Annotated in this window: 13 protein-coding genes; 5 read left to right on the forward strand and 8 right to left on the reverse strand. The window is 59.7% G+C overall.

All coding sequences use genetic code 11. The features are described 5' to 3' along the window. Nucleotides 1-196: 196 nt before the first annotated feature. The gene (locus AX768_RS07285; protein ID WP_061999398.1) at nt 197-3,217 is read right to left on the reverse strand and encodes a putative bifunctional diguanylate cyclase/phosphodiesterase; all 3,021 of its coding nucleotides are present in this window, start codon (nt 3,215-3,217) and stop codon (nt 197-199) included. Nucleotides 3,218-3,386: 169 nt separating this feature from the next. Further along, nucleotides 3,387-4,214 (reverse strand): hypothetical protein, encoded by an 828-nt coding sequence (locus AX768_RS07290; RefSeq protein ID WP_155524192.1) that lies wholly within the window; start codon nt 4,212-4,214, stop codon nt 3,387-3,389. 302 nt (nt 4,215-4,516) lie between these two features. Between AX768_RS07290 and AX768_RS07295 the strand changes: the two genes are divergently transcribed. Then, entirely contained in the window at nt 4,517-5,530 is a 1,014-nt protein-coding gene (locus tag AX768_RS07295) for a helix-turn-helix domain-containing protein (RefSeq protein ID WP_082778768.1), read from the forward strand. 366 nt (nt 5,531-5,896) lie between these two features. Here AX768_RS07295 and AX768_RS07300 read toward each other — a convergent pair whose 3' ends face one another. Then, on the reverse strand, nt 5,897-7,090 hold the full coding sequence (locus tag AX768_RS07300; RefSeq protein WP_082778769.1) for a YbfB/YjiJ family MFS transporter: 1,194 nt from the start codon (nt 7,088-7,090) through the stop codon (nt 5,897-5,899). After that, nucleotides 7,087-7,995 (reverse strand): LysR substrate-binding domain-containing protein, encoded by a 909-nt coding sequence (locus tag AX768_RS07305; protein ID WP_061999401.1) that lies wholly within the window; start codon nt 7,993-7,995, stop codon nt 7,087-7,089. Before AX768_RS07305 ends, AX768_RS07300 begins: the two co-directional genes overlap by 4 nt. 118 nt (nt 7,996-8,113) lie before the next feature. On the opposite strand from AX768_RS07305, the gene AX768_RS07310 reads away from it, so the two are divergent. Beyond that, nucleotides 8,114-9,343: an MFS transporter gene (locus AX768_RS07310; protein ID WP_061999402.1), complete on the forward strand. Its 1,230-nt coding sequence runs from the start codon at nt 8,114-8,116 to the stop codon at nt 9,341-9,343. A gap of 19 nt (nt 9,344-9,362) precedes the next feature. On the opposite strand, the gene AX768_RS07315 is transcribed toward AX768_RS07310, so the two are convergent. Then, nucleotides 9,363-10,181: an isocitrate lyase/PEP mutase family protein gene (locus AX768_RS07315; protein ID WP_061999403.1), complete on the reverse strand. Its 819-nt coding sequence runs from the start codon at nt 10,179-10,181 to the stop codon at nt 9,363-9,365. A gap of 418 nt (nt 10,182-10,599) precedes the next feature. Between AX768_RS07315 and AX768_RS33630 the strand changes: the two genes are divergently transcribed. After that, on the forward strand, nt 10,600-11,190 hold the full coding sequence (locus tag AX768_RS33630; RefSeq protein WP_155524193.1) for a hypothetical protein: 591 nt from the start codon (nt 10,600-10,602) through the stop codon (nt 11,188-11,190). After that, the gene (locus tag AX768_RS32665) at nt 11,184-11,831 is read left to right on the forward strand and encodes a hypothetical protein (protein WP_155524194.1); all 648 of its coding nucleotides are present in this window, start codon (nt 11,184-11,186) and stop codon (nt 11,829-11,831) included. The genes AX768_RS33630 and AX768_RS32665 overlap by 7 nt, the downstream gene beginning before the upstream one ends. Here the strand turns inward: AX768_RS32665 and AX768_RS07325 are convergent. Beyond that, nucleotides 11,779-12,678: an IS3 family transposase gene (locus tag AX768_RS07325; RefSeq protein ID WP_061999405.1), complete on the reverse strand. Its 900-nt coding sequence runs from the start codon at nt 12,676-12,678 to the stop codon at nt 11,779-11,781. The genes AX768_RS32665 and AX768_RS07325 overlap by 53 nt on opposite strands. Next, nucleotides 12,675-13,064: a transposase gene (locus tag AX768_RS07330; RefSeq protein WP_061999406.1), complete on the reverse strand. Its 390-nt coding sequence runs from the start codon at nt 13,062-13,064 to the stop codon at nt 12,675-12,677. Before AX768_RS07330 ends, AX768_RS07325 begins: the two co-directional genes overlap by 4 nt. Nucleotides 13,065-13,172: 108 nt before the next feature. Between AX768_RS07330 and AX768_RS32670 the strand changes: the two genes are divergently transcribed. Then, nucleotides 13,173-13,682: an alpha/beta hydrolase fold domain-containing protein gene (locus AX768_RS32670; RefSeq protein WP_172811930.1), complete on the forward strand. Its 510-nt coding sequence runs from the start codon at nt 13,173-13,175 to the stop codon at nt 13,680-13,682. A 73-nt stretch (nt 13,683-13,755) separates the two neighbouring features. Here AX768_RS32670 and AX768_RS07340 read toward each other — a convergent pair whose 3' ends face one another. Next, nucleotides 13,756-15,489 carry a ShlB/FhaC/HecB family hemolysin secretion/activation protein gene (locus AX768_RS07340; protein WP_061999408.1) on the reverse strand — a complete coding sequence of 578 codons (1,734 nt, stop codon included), beginning with the start codon at nt 15,487-15,489 and terminating at the stop codon, nt 13,756-13,758. Nucleotides 15,490-15,709: the final 220 nt, after the last annotated feature.

The raw sequence follows: 15,709 nt of genomic DNA on the forward strand, positions 1-15,709 counted from the left end.
GCCTCGCCTGTGGACGAGGCTGGCGATTGAGACTGACAATCACATTTCGCCTTTCGGTATAGCAGAAGCGGATACAGGAAGTGCCAGACTCTTTTCTTGCATCCAGCCGTAGCAGCTCCCTGCTGCTTACGAGATTTCTTCGGGCATCCCGACGTCGATCACTGTTGTACCACCGCTCGGAATTGGATCAGCCGGGTCAGTGCAGGGGGCTGGTCGAACGATCGCCCTGCGCTAGCGTCGCCACCGCCCGCGGGCCGATCACCGCGAGGATCTCGGGATCGGTGATGAAATCCGCAGCCGATGTCGCCGCCAGGATCACCTCAGGCAATTGCGGCCGTGCGATGGCAAAGCCCTGCACATAATCCACGCCCATGGTCTGCAGGATCTCTAGCGTATGCGCGTCCTCGACCCACTCCGCGATGCTTTGCATGCCGAGGTTGCGCGCCAGTCCAACGATCGCTTCGACAATCGCCGCGTTCGCCGAAAATTCCCTGATACGCCGCACGAAACCGCCATCGATTTTTAACGCATCGGCAGGCAGCTCGGTCAGATACGGGAACGATGTGTACCCCGCGCCGAAGTCATCGAGCGCGACCTTGGCGCCAAGGCGCTGAACGCTGTCAATGAGTCGGCGCGTATTGTTCAGGTCACGCAACGCCACGCCTTCCGTGATCTCGATGCAAAGCATGGGCACCACGTGCTGATACCGTCGCAAGAGGTCGCTCACTTCCGCGACGAACCGTTCGTCGTTCAGCGATGCGGCGCTCACATTCACCGATACAAACCGGGTGCTCGATAGACGCGCCAGATTCCGGTCGATCCAGCTCAGCGTGGTCTCCATCACCCATTTATCGACGAGGGAAATCGTGCCGTTGGCTTCTGCCGCCGAGATCACTTTCACCGGCGGGATCACAGTGTTGTCGGGGCCGCGCATGCGCAACAGCACTTCGAAATCGAGCGCATCGTACGGCGTTTTCAGCGACATGATCGGCTGCATCTCGAGGAACAAACCGGTCAGTGGAAGATCGCCGCTGAAGCGTTCGATCAGGCTCAATTCGCTATGCCGTTCCACGAACATGGGCGCATCGCTGCGATACACCACCACGCGTCCGTTACCATTGAGCTTCGCTTCGCGGCAGGCGCTGTCGGCCGCAGAGATGGCTTCCTCGGCGCGCAACTCGGCAGGCGACTCGATCAGGCCAACCGATGCATGCACATGGAACGCGCGCTGGCCAATCTGATAGGGCTCGCTGTCGATGGTGCCGATGATCGCCTGCGCCGCGAGCGCTGCCGCGTCGAGCGATGTATCGCGAAACAGGATCACGAACTCGTCGCCGCCGATCCTGCACACGCGATCCACCGGCCGCAGTCCAGTTTCAATGCGCGTGCAAACTTGCTTGAGCACTTCGTCGCCAATGTGATGGCCGAACAAATCATTGATGAGCTTGAAGCGGTCGAGATCCAGATACGCAATGATCAGCGGTTCCGACTGATGTCCGGCTGCGGTGGTCGTATCTGCGATACATTTGTCGATACCGCGGCGGTTCAGTACGCCGGTCAGCGGATCGTGGTGCGCCAGAAAACTCAAGGTATGGATGGCTTGTTGCCGCTCGGTGACATCTTGCACCGACCCCTCCAGTTGCGTGCCGGCGGACGCGGCCTTGATCAGGTAATGATGCTGATGCACACCGGCCGAGAGGGGCGCAGCGACGAGGTCATCGGCTTGAACACCCGGCTTGCCGTCGAGCGTCATTTCGAATTCGACAGCGCCCGTTTGCATGGCTTGCTTGTAGATGGGCTGCCAGCTTCCTGCATCGAAAAAATCATCCCAGTGGCGGCGACGTCCGTCGCGCGCCATGCCGAGCATCGACTCGAGCGCCGGGTTCACGCGCACGAAGCTGCCGTCGGGATCGAGCGTGAAGAGTCCGACGGGCGTCACTTCGTAAGCGCGGCGAACTTCGGCTTGTGCCCGCAACCGTTCCGCACGTTCGGCGCGCATCTGTTCGGCAATGGCAAGTGCTGCCATCAGGCTCGAGACGAGCGCCGCTGTTACGCTGTTGAATGCGGGGATGAAAAAGTGCGTCTTGAAGGCGGCCGAAGCAACTTCCGAGAAGCTCGCGAGCATCGCGATCACGAGGGCGCCGCTGTACCAGAGTGCGGTACGTGATGGCGCAATGACCAGCAGGCGAACAAGTACAAAGACGATCACGGCGATCGAAAAACTCGCGATGCTCCACATCAGCGGCAAGTAAAACCTGACCGGCAACGCAATCGATGCAATCAGCAACACCGGCCCAAGCCATTGAATCGCGCGCAGCAGGCGTTTATGTCCGATACGCGGCAGATCGTTCTTGAACAGCGTCTGAAAAAGCGTCCACGTCAGGATGTAGTACACCGGGACAGTGATTTTGCGGATCAATGAAACCCAGTCGGGCGGCAATGCGGAACCGAGCCATTGTTCGTCCCAGCCCATGGAGATCGCGCCGAGCCGGAGATTGCCGAACAGCCACGCAGCGAACAGCACATAGACCCAGTCGCGATTGATGATCGCCATGATCAGCACGAAGGCGGCAAGCGTCGCGAGGCCACCTTCGAGCAACCCGGCATGCCGATAGAACGAGTCGTTCCTCTGCTTCAGATCACTCGACGACAAGCTCAACGCCGTATGCGCCGCGGGGCCGCTGAAGTGTGCCCGGCACACCACGCCATCGCGCGGACTTAATGTCACTGCAATGCCGCTGCCTGAGCGGGCGAGGGCACCCGAGGCCGGCGCGTCTTTCGATACGCTTCCGATCGGCGCAAGCGTCGATGGATCGAAGCAGGTGATCCGCTGGATATGCCGCGAAGGGAACAGGATCGCCTGGGCAGGCTGCGCTGCGTTCTCGAGGTTCCCGACATCTGAAGCGTTCGATGCAACCGAGAACCAGGTAGGCGCTTCACTCAGGCGGGAATCGTAACGGTCCTGCTGCGGCCGTGCACGCAGGGCGGTGACCGCGCTTGCGACGTCGAGCTGGTTTTTCGGATCGGTGAGGATGTGCATCGACAGCGGCACGCCGCCTTCGGTTTCTGAGGACGCGCCCGGATGCAGCAGCACGATCAGCGACAGAACCCCGATAGCCAGCGGAGTCGCGTAGTAAGAAAACAGAAATGAAAACGTATCGATCGTGAAGCGCGATCGTGCTCCCGTCCGAAACGGCTTTCGTTCAAACCCTTTCATTCATCCGTCCGTCAATGTGCGTGGCGGCAGTTCGTTCGTTCGCCGCTTATGCAGTGTGCCAGTGTGCATGCGCGGCCGGTACTTTACTCGTTAAAAGCCGCCTCTGCCCGGAGGCTGAGGCGGCTTTCAGACCTCGTCTTACTTTAAATGCACTGCCACGAATGGACAGCTAGTAGTGCAACGCCTCGCCGGTGCTTACGGATCCATTCAATGCTGGTCTGTGCTGACTCGTCAGGTTGCTTGCCGGGTCTGTTGTGCCGGGCCAGTTGAGAGAGGGCGCCGCGCTCAGGTCGATATCCGGATGATGTGTCGCCACCATGAAATCGTAAAGCGGGTGACGCGCCTCTCGCCAACGATGTTCGGCCGTAGCAACTTCGAAAGCCATTACACGGTGCGGGATGTTGGCGGCATGGGCAAGGGGAATGAACTCCTTTTCCCCATAAACATCACGAAAAAGCATTGCAGCGTATTGGCGGTCGAGCGGAGTTCGCGCGGCAATCACCATCCATTCGATCTGCTCAAGCATGCAGTATAAGTAGAACGCTTTGAATAGCGCAGTTTTAACCATGCGTCCGGCTTCCCCTGTCTCGACTCCCAGCCGTGTTGCACCGACCAGCCTCCCGGAAACCCAGTCAGGCAGATCCACCGATGTCTGAAGCGAGAGTTTTTGATACCGGTTGCTCTGGACGCGCATGGTGCCGACCGGCGCGCGGTTCAGTTTTGCTTCGGCGAGAAAGATGAGGCCGCCGGGATCGCGGTCATAGGCTTCAGGCTGGTCCATCGTCCGGGCGAAATCGGGAACGTGCCGCTGGTATGCCGCTTGGCGCATTTTCAGGGCGCGTTCTAGGGCGTCGTCGTCGGCGACGACGCGTATCGTGAACGGCAGACGGGCCTCTTGTCGGCCGGCTCGTGTCGCGGTGAGTTGGGCGGCCGGCGGCGGGCTGAACGGCGGACTTGAGGGAGTTACTGTTTGAAACTCGTGCGGTGAATCGTGCATGTGTTGCTCCTGGTTGAGCTGCCACCGGGTGGCGGCAGTAAGCGGAGCTTCGCACGGACGTTAAAATGTGTAGCTGGTGGGGGTGCCGAGGGACCTGGCGGCGGTTGAATCGGGGAATTGGACATCGCTAGAATGTCATTGGTCGACGAGCATACTTGAGTTGATAATTTTACATAACATAAATTATCCACTTTTCGACTGTAGGGGCAATATCCTAATGTCGTGTTTTAGCAATATAGAAATGTCGTGTTCTGCTGTTGGTGCCAAGCTGGGAACTTCCGATCAGACGATGGGAGTTCGCCATGAAACCAACCGGACTGGTGACACTAAATATGCGCGAACTCGATCGTCTCAAAGTGATTCAGGCTGTCGTGGACCGGATGCTCAAACCGGGCCTGGCGGCTGAGCGTTTGAATTTGACGGTGCGCCAAGTCGAGCGTTTGGTGCTGCGGTACAAGCAAACGGGCGCAGCCGGTGTGGGCTCGGCAGCGCGAGGTCGTCCAGGCAATCGAAAGCTTGATGAGGTAACGGCATGCCGGGCACTGGTTTTGATTCGCGACCGATACGCCGACTTTGGCCCAACGCTTGCCTGCGAGAAGCTGCGCGAATGCCATGGTTTAACGCTTTCAAAGGAAACGGTTCGCCACCTGATGACCGACGCCGGCCTGTGGATTCCACGCAAGCAGCGCCCGCCCAAGATCCATCAGCCGAGGAACCGGCGTTCGTGCCTGGGCGAGCTGATCCAGATCGATGGTAGCGATCACCGATGGTTTGAAGACCGGGCGCCAGCGTGCACGCTGCTGGTGTTTATTGACGATGCATTTAACGCGCATCGGGCGCTCAGGAGCGATGAAGACCTCGACCTGATTCTGACGCACCGGGTGTTGCGTTGCGTGTCGAACAGCCTGACATTGCAGTACGACCGGGTCATCTACATGCTTGACGACACGCCGCAAACACGTGCCCTCGCCCATCACTACATCGATGTCTATGAATACCCGGATGGGCGTATCGAAATCCGGGCACATGGCAGCGCGCTGGCCTATCGCCAATACGACAGGCTATCAGCGATGGGCCAGGGTGCCGAGGTCGACAACAAGCGCCTTGAGCATGTGTTGGCGCTATCGCGCCAGGTGCAGATGGAGCGCGACAACCGACGTATCTCGGGCTCGCCATCAAGGACCAATCAGGGCGAACCGGTGAAACCGAAGATGCGGGCCAACAACACGCGTAAGCAACGCGAGCTCAGGCAAATCGACATGAACGCGATGATGCTAAGAAGCGCCGAACTGCGGGCAGCCGCGGTGGGGAAATGAGCTTTTTAAAGAGAGATTAATAAAGTCAAAACCCGACATTTCTAAAAAGTTTGAACCCCGACATCTGAACTTAGCCTCGACAAATCGTGTAGCAGCTAAGTTGTAATGTCCGCTTCTAGCCAGATTCAAATGTCCGCTTCTCGGCGGCTTAAGCTTAGCCGGCGTCGATTCCCACGGCGCCGGAGGCTACGATGGCGGCGACGGACAGAATCACCATGACGATGCGCAAGTTGGACCGGTTTAAAGTGATTCAGTGCGTGGTCGACGGGCAACTCAAGCGTCGCCGGCAACCAACGGCATTCGGCAGCCGGTAAAGGTCGATGACCATGCGTTCCCCATCGAGTTTCTCGATGCATGCGCGAACGCCTATGCGTTCACGTTCGGTTGAAAAGAATCACGCGGCTTCCTCACACGCACGCATAACAAAGCCGCCACGGCGAGCGCTGCGGCTGCAGTTTCGAGCGACGTCGAGAACGAATGATGCGATGCATACATCGTATTCGCAACAAGCGGTCCGACGATCTGCCCGACACCAAAACACGCGGTCATCATCGCGAGGATGCTGATGCGCATGGTGTGCGCGACCCGGCGCGCGGCGAGCATCGCGATGGTTGCGGTCCCCATGAACGTCCCGCCCACGATCAGCGCGCTGCCGAGATAACCCACCTGATTGGCAAACACGACCGGGAATACAACGCCCACCGCTTGCAACGCAAGATTGAGAAACAGCGCGCGCCGTGTTCCAAGCCGCATGTGGACCGCGTGCCAGATGAAGCACGAAGGAATCGCGCCCAGACCGAACAACGCCCAGACCTGAATCGGATCGATCGAGCCGATCGCGTCCCTCACGAACAACGGCAAGTAGGTCGCGGTGATGATGTAGCCAAAGCCCGCAAGTCCGTAGAGTGCGATCAGCGGTCCCGCTCCGAGCGCCGGAAAGGACTCGTGTCCATGCAAAGCGGCACGCGTGCCGGAGTCGTGAACCGGACGTGCATCGAGACCCGGCAACGCGATGGCGCCAAGGATCAGCGCGCCCGCCGCCAGCACCCACCACAGTCCTGCGCTGTGCAGGCCGGAACTGCGTCCGGCGACGAGCATCTCGGATGACAGCACGATCCCGATGCCGACACCCGCATACAGCATCGGCGCACCGCGCGTGTGACCGCGATGTTGCAAGAGCCAGAGCGACGCCGCGACCATGGTGACCGCGCTGACGGCGCCGGTGATCCCGCGCATCGCGATGATGAGCCAGGGCGCAACCAGCAACGCCGTCACACCGAGACAAACCGCAATACCGGCAAGCGCAAGCATGCACAACCTGCGCGAGTGTCGCGGATGCACGGCCGCGGTCAGCAGCGCGCCGATCAGGTAACCCGCATAGTTGGCCGACGCGGCGAGCGTTCCCTGGTGCACGCTCAGCACGGCATCGCTGACCATGACCGGGTAGATGCCCGTGAACGCAAAGCGCCCGAATCCCATTCCGACTGCCATGACGAGGGCGGCCACCATCGCCGCCATGCCCTGGCTTGCAGTCGATGAAACCTGCCGTATCGTGCTCATGACATTTTCTCCTTCGCCGACAACTGCTTCGACATGAATGGCGTGAGCGCCTCGCGCAGTGCGTTGAACGCTGGCGTCTGATAACCCTTTCGATGAACCAGCCACGTGTCCACTTTCGCCACGACATGCGTGCGGAACTTCGGCGGTTCGCGCAGCAACTCCAGCACGCTGCGCGGCACAAGGGACACACAAGCGCCCGCAGCAACGCACGCAAGCATGCTGTGATACGAACCGACTTCCTGGATGTCCAGCAGCGCTGCGCCCTGCCCGAGCCACTCTTCGGCGAGCACGCGATAGCTGCAGCCCTGCGCAAACGCGGCGAGCGAACGCACGGTGACGTCCCCGCCCTTCCGAACGACGCCATGTCCGGGCGGCAACACGAGCAAGATCTCCTCGCGAAAAACCGCTTCGCCATGAAGTCCTGCGGCATCGAGATCCATTGCCGACGCCATGTCGCCACAGGGCGGCAACGCCGCAAACGCGCAATCGACAAGACCGCTGCCGACCTGTTCGAGCAACTGCCTGGAAGGCGCGGTCGAAATCCGCAACTGAACATCCGGGTACTGCACGTTAAGCGCCGCAAGCGGTCCGGGCAACCGCGCCGCAGCCGTGCTTTCCATGGTGCCGATCCTGAGTGTGCCTGAAGGCGCTTGCGGGGCAAGCACCTGCCGCGCTTCGTCGGCGAGAGCGAGCATGCGGTTCGCATAACCGAGAAAGCGTTCGCCTTCTGCGCTGAGCGTCAGGCGGTTGCCGTCGCGCCGGAATAGCGCAACGCCGAGCTCTTCTTCAAGCTGCTGGATTCGAGTCGTGACGTTCGACTGCACGCGGCCCAGCCGTCTGGCGGCCCGGGTCACGCTCAGTTCGGCGGCAACGACACAAAAAATATCGAGAGTCGTATGGTCCACGCGAATCTCTATTTGAGAACGATGTAAACATAATATTCCCAAATAGAGATAATATGCAAGTCAGGTATTTCTTTTTCCGGTCATTGGCCGGACGTCTTCCCGAACCATCGAGGTCTTCATGGATCAGCACGCAACCGTCTTGCCCAGCTATGCCGAACGCAACGCACCTTATTGGCGGCGCAACCTGTTTGTGTGCGTCTTCGGCTCTTTCACCACGCTGCTGAGCTTGAGCATGTTGCTGCCGTTCTTGCCGCTCTACGTCGAGCAACTGGGCGTGCATACGCCCTCCGCGATCGTTCAGTGGTCTGGCGTTGCCTTTGGCGCAACGTTTTTTGGTACCGCGATCACTGCGCCGCTCTGGGGGCGTCTCGCGGACCGTTATGGACGCAAGCCGATGCTGATTCGCGCGGCCGTCGGCATGGCTATCGTGATGTCGATGATCGGGCTCGCGCACAACCTGACCGAGCTTGTCGTGCTGCGGCTGATCGCGGGGTTGATCGGCGGTTATGCGTCGGCATCGATAGTCATGGTCGGCACGCAAGTGCCGCGTGAACGCTCGGGATGGGCGCTCGGCGTACTGTCTACCGGCGCGCTTGCGGGCAGTCTCATCGGGCCGCTCGTGGGCGGTTTCCTGCCGACATGGGTGGGCATCCGCGGCACGTTTTTCGTGGGCGGCGCAATCATCGCGGTCGCGGCGGTGCTGACCATCGTCGTGGTGCGCGAGGATTTCGACCGCACGGCCGATACGAAAAAGCGCATCGACGTTGCAGGCGCATCGCTGCCATCGATGAAGCGCGGGGTGATCCTCATATTGCTCCTGACAGCAATGATGGTGCTGCTTGCAAACATGTCGATCGAGCCGATCATCACCGTGTATATCGGGCAGCTTGGTGTGCCGCGCGATTATGTTGCGCGCATGGCGGGCATTGTGATGGCGGCCTCGGCGTTCGGCAGCATGTTGACCGCCCCGCGGCTTGGCGCGCTTGCCGATCGCATCGGCAGCGCGAAGGTGATCACAGGGTGCCTGGTTGCCACGGCCGTGGTCCTGGTGCCGCAGGCGTTCGTCACGCAATGGTGGCAGCTCGCCATTCTTCGCGGCCTGATGGGTATGACGCTCGCGGGCTTGCTGCCATCGATTGCGAAGGAAGTCCGGCACGCCGTCGCCGATCACAACTCCGGCAAGACACTCGGGTATCTGCAATCCGCGCAGTTCAGCGGACAAGTGATCGGTCCGTTGATCGGCGGACAGATCGGCGCGCATGTCAGTTTGCGCGCCGTGTTTTTCGTGACCTCCTCCTTGCTGCTTGTTTGCGCGGGTTTGAATCGATGGATGCGAGGCGCGTCATGAAGCGAATCGCTAATCGAACTCAGCCGCCGAATTGCGCGTTCAATGTCTTGCCTGGCGCCGCGCCTTCGAACCCGTCGAACCGTCCTTTGGCGAGCGACTCCGCCGCGCGCATGAAACCTCCCCAGGCTGCGCGGGCCAGTCCGCCGCCCACGCTTACCCGGCGCACGCCGAGCGCGGCAATCTCCTGGACGGTGAAGTCGCTCACCGATCCCACCAGCAGGTTCACCGGCTTCGGCGCAACCGCGGCCACCACGGCCGCAATCTGCTCGCGCGTGGTGATCCCCGGCGCATACAGACAATCTGCGCCCGCGTCCGAATACGCCTTCAATCTCGCGATGGTGTCTTCAAGGTCCGGCCGTCCCGCAAAAAAATTCTCGGCGCGGCCGACGAGCAACGTATCGCCACCGGTTGCATCGATAGCCTTTCGTGCCGCGTGCATCCGCTCGACCGCGACATCGATGCTGAAGAGCGGTTCGTCCGGGTTGCCGGTCGAATCTTCAATCGATAATCCCGCAACACCGGTCGCAACCGCAAGCCGCACGCTTTCGGCGACGCCGTTGGCATCGGACGCGTAACCGTTTTCGAAGTCCGCGTTGAGCGGCAGATCCGTCGATGCAACCATGTCCCGCAAATGCGCCAGGATCAGGTCACGCGCCACGGTATTGTCGGCCTGCCCGAGCGACCACGCGAAGCCGGAACTGGTCGTGGCGAGCGCCTTGAACCCGAGGCCCTCAAGATACCGGGCGCTGCCGGTGTCCCAGGGATTCGGAAGCATGAAGCAGCCTTGTTCATGAAGCGCACGGAAGGCAGCACGTTTTTCGGCGATGGAACGGCTCATTTGAAGTCTCATTGTTTGGCGCATGCATAAGTCGGGCGGATGCCCTGAGCGAAATAATACGCCTCGCACGTGTATCCGTTTCTCGTAACGAACGCGATACCGCCTGTGTTCACATCCCTCGGGCTGATTCCGTGTGAACACTATCTTGCGTCGCTAGCAGAACCTTGGCCAATAGACATGGTCTTGAAACAAGCGATCGACCTTTCGGAACCTCTATCAAACCGATAACGATTGTTTTGGGATAACCCTTGGGCTACAGTTTCAGCCCGTGCCATCCGTCAAGGTGGGCCCGCGAATCGCTTTGGCATCCTCAAGTTGATCAGTCAGCCTTTATTTCCCTTCCAATGATCTTTTAAAAAACGATCTCGCAAAACGGTACCAAGTCCAACATGATCTTCCTACCAGAAGGCTCGGCAAAATGTGGAAAAAGGGTTTTCACATAAGCCATCCCTTGCGAACAAAGACCTTCGTCGGCTTTCTTGCATTTGCGATTGCAATAATTCTGCACATATTTGTGCTGCTCGCTTTGGTTCATGAAGAACGAAGACCGCGCGCATCACGTCCACAACTTGCACCATTGCTCGCGCGATTGATTCCAGATGAAATATCGATGCCGGTGTCCCTACCCGGACGTACAGACAAGGCAACAGTGAACAGAGCCGTGCCGCGCAAGCAGAGTCGCAACGGGAGCACTGATCGTCGCGTGCCTGAAAGTCGAGCTCCGCCCAATGTTGCAAGTGCAGCCGATCTTGAGAGACGCGACCCTGACTGGCAAGCTGACTTGGGATCGATCACATCGCATCGATCAGTACGCTACAGCGACGAACCACGGATGCCCGAGCCAGCCGCTGGAACAAACGTCCAGCGAGAATCGCCGACTGAGACACTCGAACGTGAGATGTCCAAGGCCGTGCGCAACGATTGCCGCGACGCGTATTCTCGCGCTGGGCTGTTGGCGATTCCCATGCTGGCTATCGACGCAATGAATCGATCAGGTTGCAAATGGTGAACGCTGACGCGAGTTTGATTCAGTACGACCGGCAGCCATTTACGACCCATAGTTTTATGCACATTAGGAAAAAACCGATGTTTCATAACGGTGTTATAAAAATGCGTGTGTTTTCGTTAGTTGGCAAGGCCTGTGCAAGCGTAGCTTTTGCGCTGCTTTTTGGACTACTAGCCGGCGTCGCGCACGCTGCCGAAGTGCGGAGTGCAAGCACGACGAACCTTGCTCCGTTATTGACGTATTCGATTAAGCGGCCACATGCAGGAGATACTGACATTACCTATTACCTGAGCAGGCCGAAGGAAAAGATAGATTTCCCCATTGTTGTGTTGATCGGCGGCTCGTCGGATCAGAACAATGCAGCCAGCATCACGCAATTTCATCGTTATTTTTTAAGAAACTTCGATGCAGTCGGCGCCGCCGCCTTGACTGTTGAACAGTGGGGCATAACCGAGCACGCCATAGACAAAAAGATCTTCATGGCGCATTACACCCGAACCCAGCGCCTGCAGGATCATCGTGCCGTAATCGAGCATATCAGGCGTTACCCGCCATGTACCGGCTCCGGTTGTTTGGACACGCTTTTGCAGCTCAGGCGGCCAGCTTCATTAGCCGTTCCTGACGGGCTTCGAGGGGTGATTTGAAGCCCAGCTTTTCAAGACGCCAGTCGCGATTGTATCGGTCCTTGAACGCGATGGCGGCGGCACGAACCTCCTCGATATTTTTGAAGATGCGCCCATGAATAGCCTGTTCTTTCAGCGTCCGGTTGAACCGTTCGGCAACGCCGTTGGTCTGCGGCTCGGCGACGAAGGCGTAGCTCGGCGCAATGCCCCAGAACCGGATCTGGTCACGGAAGTCGTCCGAGGTGTATTGCGAGCCGTGATCCATGCGCAGCGACAGTCCGCGGCCCGAGTCTGCGACCACGCCACCGAACTCGCTATGCAGCCCCTGGGAAATCGGCTCAAGTGCAGCGAAGCGGTCACCGATTTTCGCAGCATGGATGCCGGTACACATGCCATCGCAATGATCGACCGCCGAGAAGATCCACACCATGCCGTCATCCACGGTCGCAATGCGCACGCCGTCGGTGCCCCACATTTCATTCGGGCAATCGGTCGTGATCCGGCCGTCGTGAAGGTTGGGTTCGCCCCGCGCCTGACGATGCGGCGAGAGCAACCCGTGCTCGTGCATCAACCGCAGTACGCGGGTCCGGGAGACGCGGATGTCGCGCACGATGCGCAGCCGCGCCCAGACCTTGCGGTGCCCCTCGCCGATGAAGGGCGAAGCCACCAAATCATCGCGGATGGCCTGCAGCAGGTCGGCATCTGGCATCTTCGGTTTTGGTCCACGCCTGCGCGGCAGCATCGGCGTAACACTTGCGCTCGCCCGGGCACGAACGGCATAGATCGTCGAGCGTGGGAATTCGAGGACCTGGCAAACCCGTTGCAACCCAAAGGGCCTGCCTGCACTGACGGAGATCGCGTGGCTCATGTCGACGATCTCCGAGCGGTCAAAGGGCGACGGGTCTGCAGTTCACGCTCCTTGCGCAGAATCTCGTTTTCCATAGACAGCTCGCCCACGCGGCGCACAGCGTCATTGAGCCGGGCTTCCTGTGGATCGCTGGTCCGTGACTTCAGGCCGGCCTCCATGCCGGCCAGTGCCAGCTCACGCCATTGCTCAAGTTCGGCGATCGTCACGCCCACTTCACGGGACACGGAGTCGACCGGTTCGCCGCGCAGCAACCGAAGGACCACGCTACGTTTGCGGCCGCTCGACCAGCGTTTGACTTCGGCCGCGCCAGAGGCGCTTCCAGTCGCGCTACGCGCGCCTTCCAGCGCCACTGGCGCAACCACTTTTGCATTGACTTTCTTCAACATCACCCGCTCCAGTTTGGAACACACGTTTTACCCCAAATCTGTGTCCAAAAAAACCGGAGGCGCCGCAGGCGTTACCCGCCACGAGGGTGGAATGGCAAGCTTGCGCTTTTGGCGGTGTCCGAAGGCGGTAACATTGCGGTAACACTCGCCGCCGATCCCAATGTCCCCGTTTCGGCCACTGCAATCTGGTCGGGCGCTGGCGACTGGTCCTGGCGTGATGAACTTTGGGCTTTTATGCGGCAAGCATGCAGCGAAGAATCTGCTAAAGACGAAGCGGAGTGTCAGAATGTATCGACCAGGCAGCAATTCGATTCAAGATTGGACGAGGTATTTTTACACCCGTCTTCTCAGCTCTATTACTCCAACATGACCAACATGTATATGTCCGATGCCATGACATACCCCAAGCCGGCCTATAAAAACATACATGGAAAGCTGCTTGTGGTGTCGGGAGTGAGAGACACGCTGATTCAATCAAGTGATGACTTCTACAAGAAGGCGAAGCAGGCCGGGGTAAATATCACTTACTGGCGCATTGAAGACATGGACCATTCAATCAGGAAGCGGCCTGAGCTGATCGAGCGTTCGTTTGAGTGGCTGAAACAACAACTGCAATAGTATCCCTTGCTTGATGCCTGCCACGCTGCTAATCACTCGGAGCAAGCTGCACATCAAACTACGGTTTTTCCGATCACGTTCCAATCGATAGAAACAACTGCACCATCGGCGCCTTTGATCCACCCGGCACCGGTGCACGCAGCGGCACGCCATACGTGCCGCGCAAATCCACATGACGCGACCACTGGACGCGCAAACCCGCACCCACGCTCACCAGCGATCCGTTGCTCGCTTCCGCCGGCTGGTCGATGCGGTTCCACGCGTGCCCGGCATCGAGAAAGACGAAGGGCTGCATCGCGATACTGCTTGCGCCTATGGGAATGCCCGGCGTACGCACTTCCGTCTGCACGTTCCATCCGCGGTCGCCCAGCACCACATACGGGTCGTATCCGCGCACGCTGGTCTCGCCGCCCAGCCCAAGTTCCTCGCTCGGCAGCAAGGTGTTCGGCGTCCACTGAAACGTGCCACGCGCGCTGAACGCGAAGCCTGCGCCGAGCGCGAAGTCGTGTTGGCCGCCAAGCTGCAAGTACGCATATCGGGCGGTTGCGCCTTGTCGCGCGGTGGTGAACGCAGTATCGCTGTTGTCTGAATCGAGCCCGCCCGGACTTGCCACGAGCGTGACGTTCGCACGCGCCAGTCCGAAATCATCGGGCTGGCTGATCGAGTACGAAGCCAGGAACTGATGCACGTGCACATTCGAATTGAAGACCTGGAAACCGCCGAACTCGAGATCGTTGTTGGTTCGCTTGAAGTCGTAACCAAACTGCATCTGCTGATTCCAGTCACCGGCCGGCGGCAATAGCCAGTCGTATCGGATACTTGCTTGCGCGGAGATGCCGGTCTGGCCGTAGCTGTCGGGCAGCCTCGGCGTGCTTTGGGCATAGACCCCGAACAGTTCGATGCGGTCATGCCACGGGAGCGGCGCCGAATAGCTCAGCGAATGCGCCATGAAGCGGGCGCGATCCGGACGCCCTTCTATGTCGGGATTGCCGCTGAAAATATCGTTGCTCGCGGTGAATTGATACGCGATCTGCTGATCGAGTCCAAACAGATTCCCATAGTCGATGCCGGCAAAAAAGCGGTCGCGACCCAGTTGCGGGACGCCGGCGTTGTCGTAACCGGCGTTGACGCGCAGCGGCAGGCGGTCATCGGTTTGAAGAAGGACATCGGTGGAATTTGCGGCCGTGCCCGGCGCGTAGACTACATCGACGCTCCGGTACGGATTTGCGTTGAGCATCGCGAGCCCCGCCGCAACCTGCGATTGCAGGATCGGCTCGCCGGGACGCAGCGGCATCTCGCTTGTCAACACGGCATCGGAAAAATAGCGGTTCCCGCTTGCACGCACTTGCCCAAGCCGAAACTCGGCAATCGCGATATGCACCACGCCGTTGGTCACGTCTTGCTCGGGCACGAAAACATCGACGAGCGGTTTGCCCGCAGCACGATACTGCGCGACGACCGCACGGCGGATCTGCGCGAGGCGCTCGAAGGTAAGCGGCTTGCCGATGTCGGGCTGGAAGGTCTGCAGGAAGGCGGCATCGAGAACGGGAAGTCCTTCGGCGCCGATCTGTGCTTGCGGCGCCGATGTGTCAGACGTACCAGCCGGCACGAAGATCAAGGCCGCAAGCGACGGCACCGCGACTTGCGTAGCCTGCGGCATCTCAACGGCCTGGGGCGGCGACGCCTCACGCTTGATCATGGAAGGCGGCGTTTGCGGCGCGACATCACGATACGACTGCGCATGTGCGGACACTGAGAGCGCAGCCGCGTACGAAGCCGTCAGCAGGCGTCGTACGTTACGCGACATGGCCTGGCGCTCAGTTCTCAATCTGCCGGCGCAACAGGGAATGCGCGGCGCCGGCGGGCGGTCCGAAGCCCGGTACGATGGACGTCGAGATCATTCGGCATACTGATGGAGACGGCATGGTGATCTCCGTGACACGAACGCGGGCGCGCCATGGGGTGGCACACCATCGCATCCGATTAGCCGGTCACCGGGTACCTTGCGCAATCGGCCAAAGGAGAAT

The sequence above is a fragment of the Burkholderia sp. PAMC 28687 genome, assembly GCF_001577465.1.
Taxonomy (GTDB): Bacteria; Pseudomonadota; Gammaproteobacteria; order Burkholderiales; family Burkholderiaceae; genus Caballeronia.

What these genes read in the sequence shown, in the direction of transcription:
- AX768_RS07325 (WP_061999405.1), bottom strand. Translation starts at nt 12,678, where the DNA reads ATGAGCCACGCGATCTCCGTCAGTGCAGGCAGGCCCTTTGGGTTGCAA.
- AX768_RS07285 (WP_061999398.1), bottom strand. Translation starts at nt 3,217, where the DNA reads ATGAAAGGGTTTGAACGAAAGCCGTTTCGGACGGGAGCACGATCGCGC.
- AX768_RS33630 (WP_155524193.1), top strand. Translation starts at nt 10,600, where the DNA reads ATGTGGAAAAAGGGTTTTCACATAAGCCATCCCTTGCGAACAAAGACC.
- AX768_RS32665 (WP_155524194.1), top strand. Translation starts at nt 11,184, where the DNA reads ATGGTGAACGCTGACGCGAGTTTGATTCAGTACGACCGGCAGCCATTT.
- AX768_RS07310 (WP_061999402.1), top strand. Translation starts at nt 8,114, where the DNA reads ATGGATCAGCACGCAACCGTCTTGCCCAGCTATGCCGAACGCAACGCA.
- AX768_RS07290 (WP_155524192.1), bottom strand. Translation starts at nt 4,214, where the DNA reads ATGCACGATTCACCGCACGAGTTTCAAACAGTAACTCCCTCAAGTCCG.
- AX768_RS07300 (WP_082778769.1), bottom strand. Translation starts at nt 7,090, where the DNA reads ATGAGCACGATACGGCAGGTTTCATCGACTGCAAGCCAGGGCATGGCG.
- AX768_RS07295 (WP_082778768.1), top strand. Translation starts at nt 4,517, where the DNA reads ATGAAACCAACCGGACTGGTGACACTAAATATGCGCGAACTCGATCGT.
- AX768_RS07340 (WP_061999408.1), bottom strand. Translation starts at nt 15,489, where the DNA reads ATGTCGCGTAACGTACGACGCCTGCTGACGGCTTCGTACGCGGCTGCG.
- AX768_RS07330 (WP_061999406.1), bottom strand. Translation starts at nt 13,064, where the DNA reads ATGTTGAAGAAAGTCAATGCAAAAGTGGTTGCGCCAGTGGCGCTGGAA.
- AX768_RS07315 (WP_061999403.1), bottom strand. Translation starts at nt 10,181, where the DNA reads ATGAGCCGTTCCATCGCCGAAAAACGTGCTGCCTTCCGTGCGCTTCAT.